The following is a 17,382-nucleotide window of genomic DNA, read 5'->3' on the forward strand; positions in this document are numbered from 1 at the left end:
CCGTGGTGCGGAGATTCGCCGAGTTCTCGGCCGCGGGGAATTCGGCGCCGCTTCCGTCGGACCCGGAAGCCGGGGGAAGACCATCAGACATAAGGCCCCAGTGTGCCAGTACGACAATCGGGCGACCACTGTTTTCCGATTTCCCGTTCCTGTCGATCCTCGGTCAAGCGGGCGTTGACGCACAGGGACTCCGAGCGCCCCGCCCGGAACGGCGAAATCCCTTGTCAGAACGGCGTTCCGGCGGCCTCGGCCGACTCCTGCGCTATTCCGCGGGAGTGACACCTTCGAGCGAACCCGCGTGCCCCGACTGGAACCCGAACGGCCCAGTGGGCAATGCTGATGACGCGACGTCAGGAACCGGCGCGAACGGGGCGGCCACCCCGCCGCGTCACATTCGCACCAGTTAGCAGGGAGACCACCGTGTCCCGTATTCGCGCAGTCGCCGTCGTCACCGCCCTCGGGGCCTTCCTCCTCGCCGGCGTCGGCACCGCCGCCGCCGACAACGGCGCCGGTGCCGACCACTCCTCCGACAGCAGCGTGGTCAGCAACATCGGCTCCGACAACATCGTCGGCTCCGTCCACGGCAACGCCAACGGCACCCAGCAGACCGCGACCGGCTCCGGCGCCGCCAACCAGAACAACACCCTCGGCGTCACCGGCAACTCCGGCGGCGTCGGCGCCCTGCAGTCCAACGCGAACCTGGCGCACACCGTGTACTACCCCTTCGTCCTCTACTAGGAGCCCCCGCCGGGAGGCGCACCGACCGGAGCGCGCCCCGCCAGGGGCGCGGGGAACTGCGCGGGCCTCGCCGCACCCGCCGCAAGATCGCGAGGAACGGGCAACCCACCGCCCACCTGGCGGTCTTGCTGCCGTTCACCCCCCCCCCGCCGTTCACCCCCCGCCGCCGAGCGCCGCGGCCGCGTAAGCCGCCACCGCCGAAGGCCCCCGCGCTCCGCTGCGGGCGGTGTCGATCGCGACGGCGACCATCGCGTGGACGCGCACCCGGGTCTCCGCCGACGGTTCGCCCGGCGTCGAAGCGTGCGCGCACCAGGCGCGGAGGAACTCGCGGCGGAAGTCGACCGCGGCGCGGCGCCCGCCCGGGGCGAGGCGCTCGGTCTCGGAGAGCATCACGCCGAGGTAGTCGCGCTCCCGCCAGGCGAATTCGGCGAAGGCCGCCACCGGTGCGGGGCCCGCCGCGAGGGCGGGCAGGACCTCGTGGCGCAGTCGTTCCCGGCCGCGGTCGAGGACGGCGGCGAGCAGTGCGGACTTCGTCCCGAAGTGCTTGTAGACGCTGGGCCCGGCGATGCCGACGGCCGCGCCGAGCTGCTCCATCGAGACGTTGTCGAAGCCGCGCCGGTGGAACAGCCGGGTCGCCGCCGCGATCAGCGCGTCCCGGCGCCCCGCCCCCGTCGGCACCGCCCCCGTCGGCACCGGCCCCTCCGGCACCGGCCGCACGGGCGCTGTCGGCTCGTCGAACTCCCGTACGGCCAGCAGGCGTTCGCGCATGCCGCCGAGCAGTTCCAGGTACCGCCGCCGGGGCAGGACCACGCCGTGGTGGCTCAGGCTGCCGTAGGCGGAGAGCACCGCCCACCGGGCCGACTCGCCCTGCCCGCCCGCGGACTGCCGGACGGCTGCCCGCAACTGCCGTCGCAGCACGGCCCGTTGCCCGGGCGGGAGCAGTCGCGCGTCGCGCTGCCAGAGCGTCCCGAACTCCCGTCGTTCCAGGGCGACTTCGGCGAGTTCGGCGGCCCCGCCGGAGGCCGTCGCCGCGCAGACCGCGTGCAGGCCGGACTCGACGGCGCGCAGCAGGAGTTCGGGCTTGCTGCGGAAGTGCCGGTAGAGCGCGGGGGCGGTGATGCCGACCTCGGCGGCGATCTCGGCCATCGAGACCCGGTGGTAGCCGTCGCGGTGGAAGCGGGCGGCCGCGACGGCGAGGATCCGGGCCCGCCGCCCGGGCGGCCTGCGCACCACCGCCGGACGCCGCTCCACCACCGCCCTCCCCTCCCCCGGACGCCCTTCCCGGCCGCCCCTCCCGCACCTCGCGACCAGGCTAGCAACGGTTCACTTAACCCCCGCCGAGGCCCGTCGCCACCCGTCGACGGGCCTGCCGCCCGCCCTGGACACCGGAAGCTACCGGCGATTAACTTGACTGCGCGATCAGCTGCAGCCGAAGGGAGCGCACCGTGCGCCGCACCGTGTACAACGAGGACCACGAGGCGTTCCGGGAGACCATCCGGGACTTCATCGCCAACGAGGTCGTCCCGGTCTACGAGAGCTGGGAGGAGGCCGGCCACCCGCCGCGCGACTTCTACCGCAAGCTCGGCGAGCTCGGCGTGTTCGGCATCGAGGTCCCGGAGGAGTACGGCGGCGCGGGCGAGACCGGCTTCAAGTACCAGGCGGTGATCTACGAGGAGACCGCCCGCGCGGGCGTCACCTTCGGCTCCTCGGGCGTGCACACCGGCCTGGTGCTGCCGTACCTGATGGAGTACGCCAACGAGGAGCAGAAGCAGCGCTGGCTGCCGGGCTTCGTCTCGGGCGAGGTCATGACGGCGATCGCGATGACCGAGCCGGGCGCGGGCTCCGACCTGGCGGGCATCGCCACCACGGCGAAGCTCTCCGCGGACGGCACCCACTACGTCCTCAACGGCGCGAAGACCTTCATCACCGGCGGCGTGCTGGCCGACCTGGTGCTGGTGGTCTGCCGCACCGCCCCGTACGACCCGGCGGACCGCCGCGCGGGCCTGTCCATCCTGTGCGTGGACACCGCGTCCGAGGGCTACTCGGTCGGCCGCAAGCTGCAGAAGATCGGCCTGCGCACCTCGGACACCGCGGAGCTGTCCTTCAGCGACGTCAGGGTGCCGGTGGAGAACCTGCTCGGCGAGGAGGGTAAGGCGTTCTCCTACCTGACCCACAACCTGGTGCAGGAACGCCTGGCGATCGCGGTCGGCGCGTACGCCTCGGCGGCCGCGGCGGTGCAGTTCGCGGTGAAGTACGTCAAGGACCGCAAGGTGTTCGGCAAGGCCGTCGCCGAGTTCCAGAACACCAAGTTCTCGCTGGCCGACTGCCAGGCCCAGGTGCTCGCCCAGCAGGCGATGGTCGACCAGGCGCTGGAGCTCTACCAGAACGGCGAGCTGACGGTGGCGGACGCCGCCGCGGCCAAGCTGTTCTGCACCGAGTCGGCCTCCGAGGTGATCGACAGGTGCCTGCAGCTGCACGGCGGCTACGGCTACATCCTGGAGTACCCGATCGCCCGCCTCTACACCGACAACCGGGTGTTCCGGATCTACGGCGGCACCAGCGAGGTCATGCGGACGATCATCGCCAAGTCGCTCGGCCTGTAGCCCCGCGCGGCCACCGTCCACGGCCGCCGGGCTTAGCCACTGGACGCGGTCGCCGGGCGTAGCCACCGGGCGTAGAGCCGCCGGACGCGGACGTGGCGGAGGCGGGCACCCCCACCGGGTGCCCGCCTCCGTGCCGTCCCGCCGTTCCTCCGCTCAGTTGACGCTGGTGCGCCACGCCTCCAGTCCGGCCGCCGAGGCGGCCCTCGCCTGGTGCAGGGTGCGCTGCGCCAGTTCGCTGGGCGGGGTCTCCAGGGACTGGATCCAGCCCCGGCCCGCGTTCGCCAGGGCGGCGCAGACCAGCGCCGTACCGGTCAGTCCGACGACGGCGCCGAGCCCGGTAAGGGCTGCGCCGGCAGTGAGCATGCCGCGGTTCACCTGGAAACCGCCGAAGGTGATTTTCTGATTGGTCGCCATAGGGCCACCTTCGGGCGGCGGCGGCCGACCCGCACGCCGAGCGGCCCACTCCTTAACCCCTGCGCGTGATCCAGCGCGCGACACGCGCGGGGCGCGGCCTAGGGTCGGCCGCGGGCCCGGTCGGCGGGTCCGGTGGTGCGGGGGCCCGACGGAGGAGAACGCGATGACCGAGCAGCCGACCCGGATCGACCTGAACGCCCTGGCCGAGGAGCACGCCGCCAAGGCCGCCGCCAGCCCGCACGGCCGCAGCGCCCACCTGCTGCTGCACGACGGCGTCCTGCGGCAGACCGTGATCGCCCTGCGGGCGGGGGCGGTGCTGGACGAGCACAACGCCCCGGTCGCCGCCAGCCTGCAGGTGCTGCGCGGCCGGGTCGCGCTGACCGTCGAGGGCCGCCGCCAGGAGGCGGGGCCGGGCGAGCTGCACTCCGTCCCGCAGGAGCGGCACGGCCTGCTCGCCCACACCGACGCGGTGGTGCTGCTCACGGCCGTCACCACCTGACGCCCGCGCCGCACCGCACCCCGGCGCGCGGTCCCCGTTCAGCCCTTCGCGCCGCCCGAAGCCCTGCCCGAAGCGCCGACCGAAGCTCCGCCCGCCGCACCGCCCGCCGCACCGACCGCCGCACCGCTCGAAGCGCCGACCGGCACGCCGCCCAGCACGTCGCCGCAGACCAGGGACAGCCCGCGCAGGTACTCCTCGCCGCTGGGCGCCAGTTCGGGTTTGATCAGCCACTGGGCGGCCTGCCCCAGCAGCAGCGACTGGTAGAAGACGCCGCGGGCCAGGTCCTCCGGGGTGTCCTCCTCCTCGGCCTTGCCGTGGAACAGCGCGGCCAGGCCGAGCCGGCCCGCCTTCTGCGCCTCGGCCAGCCGCTCGGCCAGCCCCGGCAGGCTGTCGAGCTGCCCGAGGATCTCGAACTGCACCGTCCACAGCCCCCGGCGCTCGGCGAAGCTGTCGCGCACCGCGTCCCAGGCCCGGACGAAGCGCTCCTGCGGGTCGTCGACCTCCGCGGCGGCGGCCAGCGCCTCGCCGATCGTGTCGCCCCAGCTGCCCATCGCCTCCACCAGGGCCTCCACCAGCAGGGCGTCCTTGGAGCCGTAGTGGTAGCCGATCGCGGCCAGGCTGACGCCCGCGCCCGAGGCGATGTCCCGGGCCGTGGTGCGCCCGTAGCCCTTCTCCTGCAGGCAGCGGGAGGCACTGGCCAGAAGGTCTTCGCGGTTTCCCATGCACCCGATCGTATCGCGTCCAAGACGAATGTCTTGGTCAAACGTCTGGAACGAATGACTTAGACGCTTGTACTAGACAGATGTGCAAGACGCTCGTACAGTCATCGTCATGACCACCGACCACGGGCCCGTGGGCCGCCGGGCCTGGCTCGGCCTCGCCCTCCTCCTGCTGCCGACCCTCGTCCTCGCCATGGACATGGGCGTGCTCTTCTTCGCCGTCCCCTTCATCGCCACCGACCTCCACCCCAGCGGCACCCAGCAGCTGTGGATCATGGACATGTACACGTTCCTGCTGGCCGGGATGCTGATCCCGATGGGCGCCCTGGGCGACCGGATCGGCCGGCGCAAGCTGCTGATCGCGGGCACCGCCGCCTTCGCGGGCGCCTCGCTGGTCGCCGCCTGGGCGGACGGGGCGAACCAGCTCATCGCCGCCCGCGCCCTGCTGGGCCTCGCGGGGGCGGTCTTCGGGCCCTCCACGCTGGCCCTGATCCGCAACATGTTCCCCGACCCCAAGCAGCGGCAGGGCGCGATCGGCGCCTGGAGCGGCGTGATGATGGCGGGCGCCACCCTCGGCCCGGTGCTCGGCGGCGTGCTGCTCAACCACTTCTGGTGGGGATCGGTCTTCCTGATCGCGATCCCGGTGATGCTGCTGGTGATGGTCGCCGCGCCGTTCCTGCTCCCCGAGTACCGCGCCCCGCAGGAGGGCCGCTTCGACCTGCTCGGCGCCGCGCTCTCGATCGCCACCGTGCTGCCGGTCGTCTACGGCATCAAGGACCTCGCGGTGGACGGCTGGAACCTGCAGCCCGCCCTGGTGCTCGCCGCCGGGATCGCGGTCGGCGTCGCCCTGGTGCACCGGCTGCGGACCGCCGCGAACCCGCTGATCGACATCACCCTGTTCCGGATCCGCACCTACACCGGCGCGATCACCGTCAACACCATCGCGATGTTCGCGATGATGGGCTTCACCCTCTTCACCTCCCAGTACCTGCAGCTGGTCAAGGGCTACAGCCCGCTGTCCGCCTCGCTCTGGTCCCTGCTGCCGAGCATCGGCGTCGGCGCGGCCGTCGGCGGCTTCGGCGCCCTGGCCGGCAAGGTGCGCCCGGCGGTCCTGCTGGTCGCCGGGTTCCTGGCCAGCGCCGCCGGGTTCGTCGCGATGGCCTTCGTCGACCCGGGCTCCTCGCTCGCCCTCCCGCTGGTCGCCGCCGGTGTGATCGCCGCCGGTTCGGTCGGCACCGTCAGCATCACCGGCGAGATGGTGCTCTCCGCCGCCCCCGCCGAGCGGGCCGGCGCGGCCGGCGCCACCTCCGAGACCGCCCAGGAGCTCGGCAGCTCGCTCGGCATCGCCGTCCTCGGCGCGGCCGGTGCGGCGGTCTACCGGTCGCAGATGGACGACTCCGCCCCCGAGGCGGCCCGCGACACCCTCGGCGGGGCCGTCACCACCGCCGCCCACCTGTCCGGCGACGCCGCGGACCAGCTGCTGACCGGCGCCCGCAACGCCTTCGCCGACGGGATGCACGTCGCCGCGGTGGTCGGCGTGGTGGTCATGCTGGGCGCCGCCCTGGCCGCCCACCTGCTGATGCGCCACCTGCCCGCGTCGAGCGCCCCGGCCCCGGAGCCGGAGCCGGAGCAGCCCGAGGGCGCGCTCGTCGCGTAGGCCGGGAGCGGCGGGAAGGAAGGGCGGGGAACCCGCGGGGGCACGACCCCCGCGGGTTCCGCGCTTCCGCCCTGCGGGCCGCCCGCTCGCGGCCTAGGGTCGCCCTATGGCGGAGGAGGAGGACGAGGAGCCGCAGGAGCTGGACTTCCGGTTCACGCTGGCGAACGAGCGGACGTTCCTGGCCTGGATCAGGACCGCGCTGGCGCTGCTCGCCGGGGCGGTGGGCCTGGACCAGCTGACGCCGGACCTGGCGCCGGTGCCGGTCCGGGTGACGCTCTCGGTGCTGCTGGCCGCGGGCGGAGCGGGCCTGGGGGTGGCCGCGTACCACCGGTGGGTGCGGGTGGAGCGGGCGATGCGGGCGGGCGGGCCGCTGCCCGCGACCCGGATCATGCTGGTGCTGACGGTGTGCACGGCGGTCGCGGCGGCGGTGTTCTCGGTGCTGATCGTCGGCTGGTCGCGGTGACCGCCGCCCCCCGCGACCCGGGCCTGCAGCCGGAGCGGACGCTGCTGGCGTGGAGCCGCACCGCGCTGGTGCTGGCCGCCGACGCGCTGCTGGTCCTGCGCACCGGCTACGTCCACCAGCTGCCCGGACTGGCCGTGCTGGGCGGGGTGTTGGCGGTGGCGGCGGTCGGGCTGTACGTGCACGGGGTGCGGCGGCGCAGTGCGGTGGAACACAGTCCGCACGTCACGGCGAGCCGGTGGTGGATGCGCGGGCTGACCCTCGCGGTGGTGCTGGCGGCGGGCGGGTCGGCCTGGTCGGTGCTGGTGAACCGGGGCGGATGAGCCCCGGGGCGGCCCGCCGGACCGCCCCGCCGGGCCCTCGGGTGGTACAGACCACATGACTCGGATCACCTGTTTTTCGACGGCTGTTTGCCGACGGGTGTATACGTTCGCCGACAAGGCCAGGCATACTGGCCGAGTCGGGCGTTCCGCCCGATTCCCAGTCACAGCGAGAACTTCCACGAAAGGACCGGTGGTCAGGGATGTTCCGTAACGGTCTTGAGCCCTGGCACATCGCCATCATGGTGGTGGTGCTGGTCCTGCTGTTCGGCTCGAAGAAGCTGCCCGAGATGGCCCGCGGCCTCGGCAAGTCGATGCGCATCCTGAAGGCGGAGACCAAGGCCCTGCGCGAGGACGACGCGCCCGCGGAGGCCCAGAACGGCACCGCCGCCTCGCAGGCCGAGCAGCCGCGCCAGGCCGTCGAGCCGATCGTCGTCACCAAGGTCTCCGAGCCCACGAAGTCGACCACGGCCTGACGCCCCGTCGGCCCCGGCCGACGCCGTCCGCCGTACCGGAGCCCCCGGCCCGTCGCCCTGACGGACCGGGGGCTCCGGCGTGTCGGCACGCCCGAGTGGCTGACCGTTTTGTTCTGTTATCTCCTGGTATCCAGCTGACGGCGGATCACCAGGGAGGCACGGATGGCGGCGGACCCGTCGGAGGATCGCGAGCTCGCGGAGCTGCGCGAGCGGATCGCCGTCCTGGAGCAGCAGAAGGCCCCCCGGCGCGAGCACCACCGGGTGCGGTCCTTCTTCGCGGTGCTGCTGATCGTGCTGGCCGCGGTGCTGACCCCGCTCGGGGTGGTCGCCGCCTGGAGCAAGTCGCAGGTCACCGACACCGACCGGTTCGTGTCCACGATGGCGCCGCTGGCCTCCGACCCGGCGGTGCAGAACGCGCTCACCGACCGGGTCACCGCCGCGGTGATGGAGCAGCTGCCGATCACCGCGCTGCTGAACGAGGTCGCCCCCGCCGACCGTCCGCTGCTGGACGCCGCCCTGGGCAAGGTCGGACCGGCGCTGACCAGCGGGCTGACCGGCTTCGTCCACGACCAGGTGCTGCGCTTCGTCCGGTCCGACGCGTTCGCCACCGTCTGGACCGGCGTGCTGCGCAACGCGCACGCCGCGTTCGACAAGGTGCTGACCGGGCAGGGCGGCGGGGCGGTGCAGATCAAGGACGACACCGTCAGCCTGGACCTGGGGCCGGTGGTCGCCGCGGTCAAGGAGCGGCTGGTGGCCAACGGCCTGGGGCTGGCCTCGAAGATCCCCGAGGTGCACACCGACTACACGCTGGTGCAGTCGGACGCCGTGCAGAAGGCGCAGACCGGGCTGCGGCTGCTCGACCTGGCCGGGTTCTGGGTGCCGGTGCTGGCGCTGCTGTGCGCGGTCGGCGGCGTCCTGCTGGCGGTGCACCACCGCCGGGCCGCCGTCGGGGCGGCGCTCGGGATGGCCGCCGCGGCGGGCCTGCTGGGCATCGGGCTGAGCGTGTTCCGGGCGATCTACCTGGACAAGTTGCCCGCGGGCGTCGACCAGGCCGCCGCGATGGCGGTGTACGACACCCTGGTGCGCTACCTGCGGGCCGCGGTCCGGATGCTGCTGGCGCTGGGCGTGGTGGTCGCGCTGGCGGCCTGGCTGTCCGGCTCGGGCCGCCGGGCCGGCTGGGTGCGGCACCTGTGGCAGGAGGGGCTGGGCGCGGTGCGGCGGGCCGCCGAGGGCATCGGCATGCGGCTGGGCCCGGTCGGCCCGTTCGTCCACCGCTGGAAGGCCTGGCTGGGCTGGGGCGCGGTCGTGGTCGCCGCCGTGGTGCTGCTGACCTGGAGCTACCCGACCGGCGCGGTGGTGCTGTGGATCGCGGTGGTGCTGCTGGCCGTCCTGGCCGTGCTGGAGTTCCTCGACACCCCCGCCGACGCCCCCGCCGCCCCGCCCCCCGCCGGGCCGCCCGCGGGCGGGGATCCCGCGGACGGGAAGGCTGCACCGGCGTGAGGGAGCTCGTCCGGATGTACGTCGGCATGCTGGCCGGGCCGGTGCTGCTGCTGGTGGTCTACTTCGCGGTGCCGCTCGGCGGGTTCGGGCCGCACCACCCGGGGATCAGCTGGACGACGTTCGGCGTGCTGCTGGCCGTGCTCGGCGCCGGGGTGCTGCGCGAGGTGCGGATGCAGGTGCTGGGGCAGTCCCGGCACCCGGTGCCGCGGATCCTGATCCTGCTGTGCGGCGCGCTGGTGGTGTTCTCCACCGCCTACCTGGCGATGTCCAAGGACCCGGGCGAGCTGGACGGGCTGGTCACCAAGGTCGACGCGCTGTACTTCACGGTGATCACCATGGCGACCGTCGGCTACGGCGACATCCACCCGGCCGGGCAGGCCGCCCGGATCGTGGTGATGCTCCAACTCCTGTACACCGTGGTGTTCCTGACCACCGGCGTGACGGCGCTGACCCGGCAGGTGAAGACCAGGGCGGTGCAGCGGGCCCGCCACCGCGGGCAGCGGGACGACTAGTCGTCCTGCTGGGCGGCCTGGGTGTGGACCAGGGCGGTGAGGGCGGTGAGCCGGGTCTGCCAGCCGAGCAGGAGCGGGGCGTCCACGGCCTTGTGGCGCTGGAGGTCGCGGACCAGCTTCTGGGCGTCCTTGAGGGAGTCCTCGGCGTCCGCGGGCTGCTTGTCGTTGACCTCCTGGGTGGCCCGGGCCAGCAGGGTGGTCAGGTCGTCCTGCTTGTCCCGGTCGCGCTTGAAGTCGGCCTGCGCCACCTCGGCGCGCAGTTGGGCGAGCTGGGTGACCACGGGGCCGCCCCTGGGGGTGGCGGAGGGCTTGGGCGAGGCGCTGGGCTTCGCGCCGGCGGACGGGGACGGGGGCGGGGAGGGCGTCGGGGAGGGGGCCGCGGTGCCGGTGGCGGCGGTCGGGGCGGGGGTGGGCGCGGCCTCGGGGGTGCCGCCGCCGCTGAGCGAGAACGCGGCGATGCCCGCCAGGACGGCGATCACGGCCGCGCCGATGCCCCCGTACACCAGCGGGTTGCGGGTGTGCGACGGCCCGGGCTCCTCGTCCTCGTAGCGGGCCGAGCGCAGCAGCGGGGCCTGCACCGGCGGCAGCACCGAGGTCCGCTGCGGTTCGGCCCACGGCTGCTGCGGCTGGTGCGGCGCGGTCCACGGCTGGTGCGGCGGGGCCGGGGCCGGGAAGGCGGCGGCCGGGAAGGCGGCGGCCGGGAAGGCGGCGGCGGGGACGGGCGGCAGCACCTGGGTGGCCGCGCCGAGCAGTTGGGCGGTGCGGTCGGCGGGGGCGGCCGGGACGGCGGCGAGCAGTTCGGCGGCCGCGGACTGCGCGTCGGCGGGGCGCTGGTCCGGGTGCTTGGCGAGCAGCCGCATGAGCGCGGCGTCCAGCGCGGGCGGCACGTCGGGGCGGTGGACGGACACCGGGACGGGGTACTCGGTGACGTGCTTGAAGGTCACCGCGACGGGGGTGTCGGCGGTGAACGGCGGCGCACCGGCCAGCATCTCGTACAGCACGCAGCCGACCGCGTACAGGTCGGCGCGGCCGTCGACCTGCCCGGCGGTGGCCTGTTCCGGGGAGAGGTAGGCGGCGGTGCCCAGCACCGAGGCGGTCTGGGTGAGCTGCTGCCCGGCGGAGGAGCCGGCCCGGGCGATGCCGAAGTCGACGACCTTCACCCCGCCGTCCTGGGTGATCATGACGTTGCCGGGCTTGATGTCGCGGTGCACCAGGCCCTGGGCGTGGGCGGCGGCCAGCGCGTCCAGCACGGCGGCGGCGGTGCCGACCGCGCGCTCCACCGGCAGCACGCCCTGCTCGGCGATCACCCGGCCCAGGGTGGCGCCGTGCACCAGCTCCATCACCAGGTACGGGGAGCCCTGGTCGACGCCGGAGTCGAAGACCGTGACGATCCGCGGGTGCGCCAGCAGCGCGGCCGACCTGGCCTCGCGGGCGAACCGCTCGGCGAACCGCGGGTCGTCGGCCAGGCCGCCGTTGAGCACCTTGACCGCGACCGGGCGGCCCAGCTGGTGGTCCAGGGCGCGGTACACGGTGGCCATGCCGCCCACGCCGAGGATCTCGCCGAGTTCGTAGCGCCCGTTCAGCGCGCGTCCGATCATCGGATGCTCCTCTCAACTCCGGGCGGGCACCCGTGAACCATAGCGGGCGCCGTCAACCGGGGTTCACGGACGCTGGACGAGCAGCAGCGCGGCCAGCGCCGCGAGGGCCGCCGCCAGCAGGGTGCGGGACACGCCCCGCGGGCCGCGGGCGGACCGGCGGGCCGCGCGGCGGACGGACCGGCGGACGGACCGGCGGGCGGCGCGCTCGGCGGCGGGCGAGGTGCGGGGGAAGGTCATCGCGTCAACTCCGGTTCGCCGGGGCCTGGAGGGAGCCGTAGCGCTGCATCCGCTGCCAGCGCAGCCGGTTGCCGGCCAGCGCGGTCCACACCGACTGGATCACCACCAGGTACATCAGCTGGCGGTAGACGACCTGCTGGAGCGGCAGCGTCCACAGCGGGCCCAGCCGCTCGCCGTCCAGCCGGAACGCGTAGCAGGCCGACAGCACCTGCAGCACCAGGAAGCCCAGCCAGACCGCGGCGATCCGCACCGGGTCGAGGAACAGCAGGCCGTAGACCGCGAACACGTCCACGGCCGGGGCCAGCAGCGGCAGCAGCACCTGGAACATCAGCAGGTACAGCAGCCCCCGGCGGCCCAGCTTGCCCGCCTGGCCGCGCTGGGCGAGCGAGCGGCGGTGCTTCCACATCGCCTGAAGGGTGCCGTAGCACCAGCGGTAGCGCTGGCGCCACAGGGCGGAGAGCGAGGCCGGGGCCTCCGTCCAGGCGATCGCCCGCTCCTCGTAGACCACCCGCCAGCCGGCCCGGCACAGCGCCATCGTCAGGTCGGTGTCCTCGGCCAGGGTCTCCTCGGCGACGCCGCCGAGCCGCAGCAGCGCCGAGCGGCGGAACGCGCCGACCGCGCCGGGCACGGTGGGCATGCACTGGGCGAGGTCGAAGAAGCGGCGGTCCAGGTTGAAGCCGACCACGTACTCGATGTGCTGCCAGCGGCCGAGCAGCCCGCCCCGGTTGATCACCTTGGCGTTGCCCGACACCGCGCCGACCCGGCGGTCCGCGAACGGCTGCACCAGCAGCCGGACGGCGTCCGGCTCGAACACGGTGTCCCCGTCGACCATCACCACCAGCTCGCAACTGGCGTGCCGCAGACCGTTGTTGAGCGCCGCGGGCTTGCCCGCGTTGGCCTGTCGGAGCACCCGGACGCCGGGCAGGCCGAGCGACTCCACCAGCTCCGCGGTGCCGTCCGTGGAGCCGTCGTCGACCACGATCACCTCCACCGGGTGGTCGGAGGCCAGCAGCGAGCGCACCGCCGCCTCGATGCCCGCGCGCTCGTTGTACGCGGGCACGATCACGGTGACCGGCTCGGTGACCGGCGGCCCCCAGCCGCGGCGGCGCAGGCGCCGGTGCCGCGCGGCGGCGAACAGCAGCACCGCCGCGCGCAGCACGCTGACCGCGCCCGCCGCCCAGAGCAGCCAGCCGAGCACCGCCACCGCACCGTCGCCGCCGGCCAGGGCGAGCAGCAGCGCCCGGCCCTGCCAGTGCTCGGCGGTGCTCGCCGGGTGCGCGGCGTCCGCGATCGACGCGGTCTCGGAGACCGTCCCGACCCGGACGCCCGCCTGCTTCAGCTTCGGCAGCAGCTCGGCCAGCGCCGCCACGGTCTGCGAACGGTCGCCGCCCGCGTCGTGCATCAGCACGACCTGCCCGGCCGGGCCCTGCGGGGTGGCGCCCGCGACGATCCGCTCGACGCCCGGGCGCCGCCAGTCCTCGCTGTCCAGCGTGGTCAGCACCGTCAGGTAGCCGGACTGCCCGGCCTGCCGGACGGCCTGCCAGTCGGCGTCGGTGAGCGCGTCGTTGGTCGAGGAGTACGGGGGCCGCAGCAGCGCGGTGGTGGTGCCGGTCGCACCGGCCACCGCGAGCTGCGCCTCGCGCAGTTCGAGCGAGCGGCGCCACGGCGCGGCCTGCCCGAGGTCGGCGTGGGTGAAGGTGTGGATGCCGAGCTGGTGGCCCTCGGCGAGGATCCGGCGGGCCAGCTCGGGGTGGTCGGCGACCTGGGTGCCGACCACGAAGAAGGTCGCGTGCACCCCCTGCTGCTTCAGCACGTCCAGGACCTTCGGCGTCCAGACCGGGTCGGGGCCGTCGTCGAAGGTCAGCGCGACGGTGCCCGGGGCGGGCCGGGCGGTGCGCGGCGTCGCGGCGGACGCGTCGATCACCGGCCCGCCGTGCGCGGCCTCCGGGGGGACGGCGTACGCGGGCCCGGCGGCGCGGGCACCGCCGTCGGGCGCCGACCCGTACAGGTGGCGGGTGTAGCCCTGCAGCAGCAGCGCCGCGGCCAGGGTCACCACCAGGGCGGTCAGCAGCAGCCAGTGGGTGCGGGGCGCGGACTGCCGCACCACGCCCCGGCGGCCCCGGCGGCCGCGCTGGGCGGGGCCGCCGCGGCGGGGGGAGGTCCGGGGGAAGGTCATCGGGGGCTCGCTAGGGGTTCTTGGCGGGTTTGCGGCTGTTGCCCGGCACCGCGGTGCTCCGGCCGTGCGAGGCCGCGGCGCCGGGCGTCGCGGCCGCGGTCGTCGGCGCCGCGGTGCTCCGGGGCGCCGAACTCGCCGCGGCCGGTGCGACGGGGGCCTGGGCCGGGCGGGTCGTGGGGGCGCCGGTGCCGCCGGGCCCGGACGTGGGCCGGCCGTCCGCGACCGGGTCGGTGCCCGGGTCGGGCGCCCCGGTGGGCACCGGGACGCTCGGTCCGGCCGGGGCGGCCGGCTTCGGGACGAACGGCGCGTCGAAGGACGGGCCGCCGAGCGCACTGCTCGCCACCAGGGCCAGGTACCCGGCCGCCGGGACGGCCAGCAGCCACCCGATCCGGCGCGAGCGGCGCTGGCGCCGGCCGCTGGCGTCGACGAACACCGGGGCGGTCGGGTCGGCGGGCCGCGCTGCGAGCGGGGTTTCGGTCACCGGGGCTCCAGGGCGTTCGAACGGTACGGCCGGGCTGGGCTGGGCTGGGCTCCGGACGGACGGCGGACCCGGGGGAGTTCGGTCGTCCGTCCGGAGCGGGTTCCCCGACCGGCGGCGGACCCGGGGGAGTCGTCGGCCGGTCGGAGCTGTCCCGGACGGACGCGGGCCCGGGGGAGCCCGCCGCCCGTCCGGAGTCGGTCCGGGCGGACGACGGGTACAGGGGCCCGTCGGCCGCCCGGAGGCGGTGCCCGGTCGGACGGGGGCCCGGGGGAGCCCGCGGTCCGACCGGAGTTCGGTGTCAGTCCTGGCCGTTCCCCCCGACGGACGGGCGGTCGGTCTCGGTGCGCCCCGTCCGGCCGGACGAGGAGGTGGCCGACGGCGACGGCGACGCGGACCTGCTCGGGACGGCCGTGGCCCTCCCGCGGTCGCCCCCGCCCGGCTGCTCCCAGCCGTGCGCGGACAGCAGCGTGCAGTAGGCGGGCACCTTCTCCGGCGCACCAGCCGCCCGCAGCAGCTCGGCCAGCGCCGGATCGGCGGCCGCGTCCTTCGGCCTGCTGCCGCCCGCGACCCGGCCGGCGAAGCCCTCGCAGAGCTGCTCCAGCTCCGGCAGGTCGGCAGGGCCCGCGGAGGGCCGGGCGGAGGGCCGGGCCGGGACGCCGGAGCGGCTCGCCCCCGCGGTCGGCCGGCCGGTGCGCCCGGCGTCGGGGCTCGCGGACGGGCTCTCCGGCTCCCCGGTCGACGGGGCGGGTGCGGCGCTGGCGGCCGACGGGGCCGGGGCGGGACCGCCCAGCACCTCCGGCAGCCGACCGGTGGAGGCCGCGACCGCGACGCCGCCCACGGCGGTCACGCCCAGCGCGACGGCCACGGCCTTCGCGCTGAGGGCCCGCGCGAGCGCGCTGTCCGCCATCTTTCGTCTCCGGTGCTGCTGGGGGGCCGGCTGGCGACGAGCCTGCCGGAACGCGGCCAGGGCCCCCTCCTCACCGGGCAGCGGGCCGTCGCCGGCCGCCTCGCTCGTCGCAGCGGCGGCGAGCAGGGCGGCGAGCTCCGGCCGTCCTGGCGCGGACGGCTGCCCGGTGGAGGGGTCCTGACCGGCCTCCGGGTCGACCGTGACACCGCCGAGCAGGTGCTCGGCGGCGGCGCGATCGATCCGGCGGGATCGGTTGGTGCTCATCTCATGTCCTTCAGCGTCGGCACCTGCGCCGGTGTCACACCCTGCGCGGAAATTTTTTCCCCGGCCGTCCTCCAGGCCCCCTGGCGGGGCACCCCGGCGGCCGCTCCCCCGCTCTGCTCCAGCACCTTGGCCAGCCGCTTGAGCCCCCGGTGGGCGGCCATCCGGACGCTGCCGGAGCGCTTGCCGAGCACCTTCGCGGCGCTCTCCGCGTCCAGCCCGAGCACCACCCGCAGCAGCACCGCCTCGGCCTGGTCCGGCGGCAGCGAGGCGATCAGCGCGAGCGCGTCGGAGGTCGCGACGGTGGCCATCGCCTGGCCCGCGGTGTCCTCGGCGGCGGCCAGCTCGGCCAGGTACTCCACCGGCAGGTCGGCGACCGGGCGGCGGCGCACCCGGCGCAGGTGGTCCATGGCCCGGTTGCGGGCGACCGTCGCGGCCCAGCCGCGGAACCCGTCCGCGTCGCCGCGGAAGGTCGGCAGGTCGCGGGCGATCTGCAGCCAGGCCTCGGAGGCGATGTCCTCGGCGTCCTCGGCCCGGCCGCCGACCAGCACCCGCAGGTAGCGCAGCAGCCCCGGCTGGACGGCCCGGAACAGGACCCGGAACGCCTCCTCGTCGCCCTCCTGGGCGGCGCGGACGGCCGTCGCGAGGTCGGCCCGCCGGGTGGACGGCCCGGCGGGCGGGCGGTCCGGTGCCTTCGGAGGATCGAGCCGGTGCCCGGCATCCGCCCCGTGGTGTTCAGCTCTGTGCACCCGCCACATCATGCGCCATCCGGGGGAACGCTCCCACCTCCGGGGCGGCGCCCGGCCGACGGCGGGCCGGTGGTGGCCCGACGGCGGGCCGGTGGTGGCCCGGCGGCGGGCCGGTGGTGGCCCGGGGCGGACGCGTTGCGGACGCAGTGCGACGCGACGGCCCGTCAGCCGCACGCGTCGTCGACTGCGCGCGTCCGCCACTGCTCCCGTCCGGCCGGGACGAGGGGCCCGCGGCGGGCCGACCTTCGTCCCGTCCGCTGCTGTCCTTCGCCCGCGGTTCGCCCCCGCCCTTCCGCCATACCGTGCAAATACGGGGCAATCCGCCTCATTTTCGCCGTTGACCGAGGAGGCCGGAGCCGGCATGCGCACCGCCCAGGAGCTGTACACGACCGGGATCCGCGACCACTTCGCTCCCGCCCTGCGCGCGCTCGGCTTCCAGGGCTGGCGGCACTCCTTCTCACTGCCGGACCGCGACCGCTGGGCGGTGCTCGGCGTGCAGACGGCGCCCGGCGACGGGCTGGTCCGCTACACCGTCAACCTCTCCGTCACCGACAAGGCCTCCTGGGACCGGCGGAGCATCCGTCCCGACGCCAACTCCCCCACCGGCCTGGAACGTTGGCGCTCCCCGATCGGCGAACTGCTGCCGGTCGGCGGCGAGGTCTGGTGGGAGGTCGCGCCCGGGCCGCGCTGGCTGATCGCCGTCGAGGACTCGGTCTCCGCCGTCCGCGGCTACGCCCTGCCCGAACTGCGCCGCCGGCTGCGCGCCGAGGAACGCGAGCACTACCTCGGCCAGGCCGAGCTCGACGGCGTCAACGGCGCCCTCGCCGCGGCCGCCGTCGCCCGCATCCAGCGCGCCGAACTCACCGACAGAACCCTGGAGTTGCACGGCGCCTGGAGCCGCCACGACCCGGCCGCGCACGCCGTCCTGGCCGGCGCCGCCCGCGGCTTCCTCTCCGTCCGGGACGCCCGGTTCCGCACCGTCCGGGTGCTCGACACCCTCGGCCGGACGCTCTGGGAGTTCCGCCCCGCCGACGACGGGAACCGTCCCGAAGCGGACTGAGTCCCTGTCAGTGGC

General features: G+C 75.3%; 19 protein-coding genes. 10 read left to right on the plus strand and 9 right to left on the minus strand.

Annotated elements, in window-relative coordinates; all coding sequences use genetic code 11:
• Positions 1-420: 420 nt before the first annotated feature.
• Positions 421-738 carry a hypothetical protein gene (locus tag OO57_RS05025; RefSeq protein WP_033251019.1) on the plus strand — a complete coding sequence of 106 codons (318 nt, stop codon included), beginning with the start codon at positions 421-423 and terminating at the stop codon, positions 736-738.
• Positions 739-891: 153 nt separating this feature from the next.
• Here the strand turns inward: OO57_RS05025 and OO57_RS05030 are convergent, their stop codons facing one another.
• Positions 892-1,989 (minus strand): TetR/AcrR family transcriptional regulator, encoded by a 1,098-nt coding sequence (locus tag OO57_RS05030; protein ID WP_158715022.1) that lies wholly within the window; start codon positions 1,987-1,989, stop codon positions 892-894.
• 194 nt (positions 1,990-2,183) lie between these two features.
• Here OO57_RS05030 and OO57_RS05035 point away from each other — a divergent pair, with 194 nt between their 5' ends.
• Complete coding sequence (locus OO57_RS05035) at positions 2,184-3,341, plus strand: acyl-CoA dehydrogenase family protein (protein WP_033251020.1); 1,158 nt, start codon at positions 2,184-2,186, stop codon at positions 3,339-3,341.
• Positions 3,342-3,494: 153 nt separating this feature from the next.
• Here the strand turns inward: OO57_RS05035 and OO57_RS05040 are convergent, their stop codons facing one another.
• Positions 3,495-3,755, minus strand: coding sequence for a hypothetical protein (locus tag OO57_RS05040; RefSeq protein WP_033251021.1), 261 nt, complete (start codon positions 3,753-3,755; stop codon positions 3,495-3,497).
• Between the two features lie 163 nt (positions 3,756-3,918).
• Here OO57_RS05040 and OO57_RS05045 point away from each other — a divergent pair, with 163 nt between their 5' ends.
• Complete coding sequence (locus tag OO57_RS05045) at positions 3,919-4,254, plus strand: cupin (RefSeq protein WP_033251022.1); 336 nt, start codon at positions 3,919-3,921, stop codon at positions 4,252-4,254.
• Between the two features lie 38 nt (positions 4,255-4,292).
• On the opposite strand, the gene OO57_RS05050 is transcribed toward OO57_RS05045, so the two are convergent.
• A complete protein-coding gene (locus OO57_RS05050) occupies positions 4,293-4,976 on the minus strand; it encodes a TetR/AcrR family transcriptional regulator (RefSeq protein ID WP_063737492.1) in 684 nt (227 codons plus the stop codon).
• A 109-nt stretch (positions 4,977-5,085) separates the two neighbouring features.
• On the opposite strand from OO57_RS05050, the gene OO57_RS05055 reads away from it, so the two are divergent.
• The 6 genes from OO57_RS05055 (at position 5,086) to OO57_RS05080 (ending at position 9,898) form a co-directional block, all read left to right on the plus strand.
• Positions 5,086-6,630: an MFS transporter gene (locus OO57_RS05055; RefSeq protein ID WP_033251023.1), complete on the plus strand. Its 1,545-nt coding sequence runs from the start codon at positions 5,086-5,088 to the stop codon at positions 6,628-6,630.
• Between the two features lie 106 nt (positions 6,631-6,736).
• Positions 6,737-7,093: a YidH family protein gene (locus tag OO57_RS05060; protein ID WP_033251024.1), complete on the plus strand. Its 357-nt coding sequence runs from the start codon at positions 6,737-6,739 to the stop codon at positions 7,091-7,093.
• Positions 7,090-7,413, plus strand: coding sequence for a DUF202 domain-containing protein (locus OO57_RS05065; RefSeq protein ID WP_033251025.1), 324 nt, complete (start codon positions 7,090-7,092; stop codon positions 7,411-7,413). Before OO57_RS05060 ends, OO57_RS05065 begins: the two co-directional genes overlap by 4 nt.
• Positions 7,414-7,613: 200 nt before the next feature.
• Positions 7,614-7,886 (plus strand): Sec-independent protein translocase subunit TatA, encoded by a 273-nt coding sequence (tatA, locus tag OO57_RS05070; protein WP_033251026.1) that lies wholly within the window; start codon positions 7,614-7,616, stop codon positions 7,884-7,886.
• 162 nt (positions 7,887-8,048) lie between these two features.
• On the plus strand, positions 8,049-9,386 hold the full coding sequence (locus OO57_RS05075; RefSeq protein WP_081973455.1) for a hypothetical protein: 1,338 nt from the start codon (positions 8,049-8,051) through the stop codon (positions 9,384-9,386).
• Complete coding sequence (locus OO57_RS05080) at positions 9,383-9,898, plus strand: potassium channel family protein (RefSeq protein WP_158715023.1); 516 nt, start codon at positions 9,383-9,385, stop codon at positions 9,896-9,898. Before OO57_RS05075 ends, OO57_RS05080 begins: the two co-directional genes overlap by 4 nt.
• Here the strand turns inward: OO57_RS05080 and OO57_RS05085 are convergent.
• The 6 genes from OO57_RS05085 to OO57_RS05105 all read right to left on the minus strand — a co-directional run bounded on the left by OO57_RS05085 (position 9,895) and on the right by OO57_RS05105 (position 16,316).
• On the minus strand, positions 9,895-11,496 hold the full coding sequence (locus OO57_RS05085) for a protein kinase domain-containing protein (RefSeq protein WP_051776605.1): 1,602 nt from the start codon (positions 11,494-11,496) through the stop codon (positions 9,895-9,897). The genes OO57_RS05080 and OO57_RS05085 overlap by 4 nt on opposite strands.
• 63 nt (positions 11,497-11,559) lie before the next feature.
• Entirely contained in the window at positions 11,560-11,733 is a 174-nt protein-coding gene (locus tag OO57_RS43560; RefSeq protein WP_158715024.1) for a hypothetical protein, read from the minus strand.
• Between the two features lie 4 nt (positions 11,734-11,737).
• Positions 11,738-13,909, minus strand: a complete 2,172-nt coding sequence (locus tag OO57_RS05090) for a bifunctional polysaccharide deacetylase/glycosyltransferase family 2 protein (protein WP_081973456.1) — start codon at positions 13,907-13,909, stop codon at positions 11,738-11,740.
• 10 nt (positions 13,910-13,919) lie between these two features.
• Positions 13,920-14,390 carry a hypothetical protein gene (locus tag OO57_RS46670; protein ID WP_051776607.1) on the minus strand — a complete coding sequence of 157 codons (471 nt, stop codon included), beginning with the start codon at positions 14,388-14,390 and terminating at the stop codon, positions 13,920-13,922.
• 298 nt (positions 14,391-14,688) lie between these two features.
• Positions 14,689-15,561 carry a hypothetical protein gene (locus OO57_RS05100; protein ID WP_033251027.1) on the minus strand — a complete coding sequence of 291 codons (873 nt, stop codon included), beginning with the start codon at positions 15,559-15,561 and terminating at the stop codon, positions 14,689-14,691.
• Positions 15,558-16,316: an RNA polymerase sigma factor gene (locus OO57_RS05105; protein WP_234337225.1), complete on the minus strand. Its 759-nt coding sequence runs from the start codon at positions 16,314-16,316 to the stop codon at positions 15,558-15,560. Before OO57_RS05105 ends, OO57_RS05100 begins: the two co-directional genes overlap by 4 nt.
• 352 nt (positions 16,317-16,668) lie before the next feature.
• Between OO57_RS05105 and OO57_RS05110 the strand changes: the two genes are divergently transcribed.
• Positions 16,669-17,367, plus strand: coding sequence for a DUF4304 domain-containing protein (locus OO57_RS05110; RefSeq protein WP_033251029.1), 699 nt, complete (start codon positions 16,669-16,671; stop codon positions 17,365-17,367).
• Positions 17,368-17,382: the final 15 nt, after the last annotated feature.

It is taken from the genome of Kitasatospora phosalacinea, assembly GCF_000717185.1.
Lineage (GTDB): Bacteria > Actinomycetota > Actinomycetes > Streptomycetales > Streptomycetaceae > Kitasatospora > Kitasatospora phosalacinea_A.

Excerpts from the sequence above, each read along its gene's own strand:
- OO57_RS05040 (WP_033251021.1), bottom strand. The coding sequence starts at position 3,755 with ATGGCGACCAATCAGAAAATCACCTTCGGCGGTTTCCAGGTGAACCGC.
- OO57_RS05045 (WP_033251022.1), top strand. The coding sequence starts at position 3,919 with ATGACCGAGCAGCCGACCCGGATCGACCTGAACGCCCTGGCCGAGGAG.
- OO57_RS05050 (WP_063737492.1), bottom strand. The coding sequence starts at position 4,976 with ATGGGAAACCGCGAAGACCTTCTGGCCAGTGCCTCCCGCTGCCTGCAG.
- OO57_RS05055 (WP_033251023.1), top strand. The coding sequence starts at position 5,086 with ATGACCACCGACCACGGGCCCGTGGGCCGCCGGGCCTGGCTCGGCCTC.
- OO57_RS05060 (WP_033251024.1), top strand. The coding sequence starts at position 6,737 with ATGGCGGAGGAGGAGGACGAGGAGCCGCAGGAGCTGGACTTCCGGTTC.
- tatA (WP_033251026.1), top strand. The coding sequence starts at position 7,614 with ATGTTCCGTAACGGTCTTGAGCCCTGGCACATCGCCATCATGGTGGTG.
- OO57_RS05075 (WP_081973455.1), top strand. The coding sequence starts at position 8,049 with ATGGCGGCGGACCCGTCGGAGGATCGCGAGCTCGCGGAGCTGCGCGAG.
- OO57_RS05085 (WP_051776605.1), bottom strand. The coding sequence starts at position 11,496 with ATGATCGGACGCGCGCTGAACGGGCGCTACGAACTCGGCGAGATCCTC.
- OO57_RS43560 (WP_158715024.1), bottom strand. The coding sequence starts at position 11,733 with ATGACCTTCCCCCGCACCTCGCCCGCCGCCGAGCGCGCCGCCCGCCGG.
- OO57_RS05090 (WP_081973456.1), bottom strand. The coding sequence starts at position 13,909 with ATGACCTTCCCCCGGACCTCCCCCCGCCGCGGCGGCCCCGCCCAGCGC.
- OO57_RS05100 (WP_033251027.1), bottom strand. The coding sequence starts at position 15,561 with ATGAGCACCAACCGATCCCGCCGGATCGATCGCGCCGCCGCCGAGCAC.
- OO57_RS05105 (WP_234337225.1), bottom strand. The coding sequence starts at position 16,316 with ATGTGGCGGGTGCACAGAGCTGAACACCACGGGGCGGATGCCGGGCAC.
- OO57_RS05110 (WP_033251029.1), top strand. The coding sequence starts at position 16,669 with ATGCGCACCGCCCAGGAGCTGTACACGACCGGGATCCGCGACCACTTC.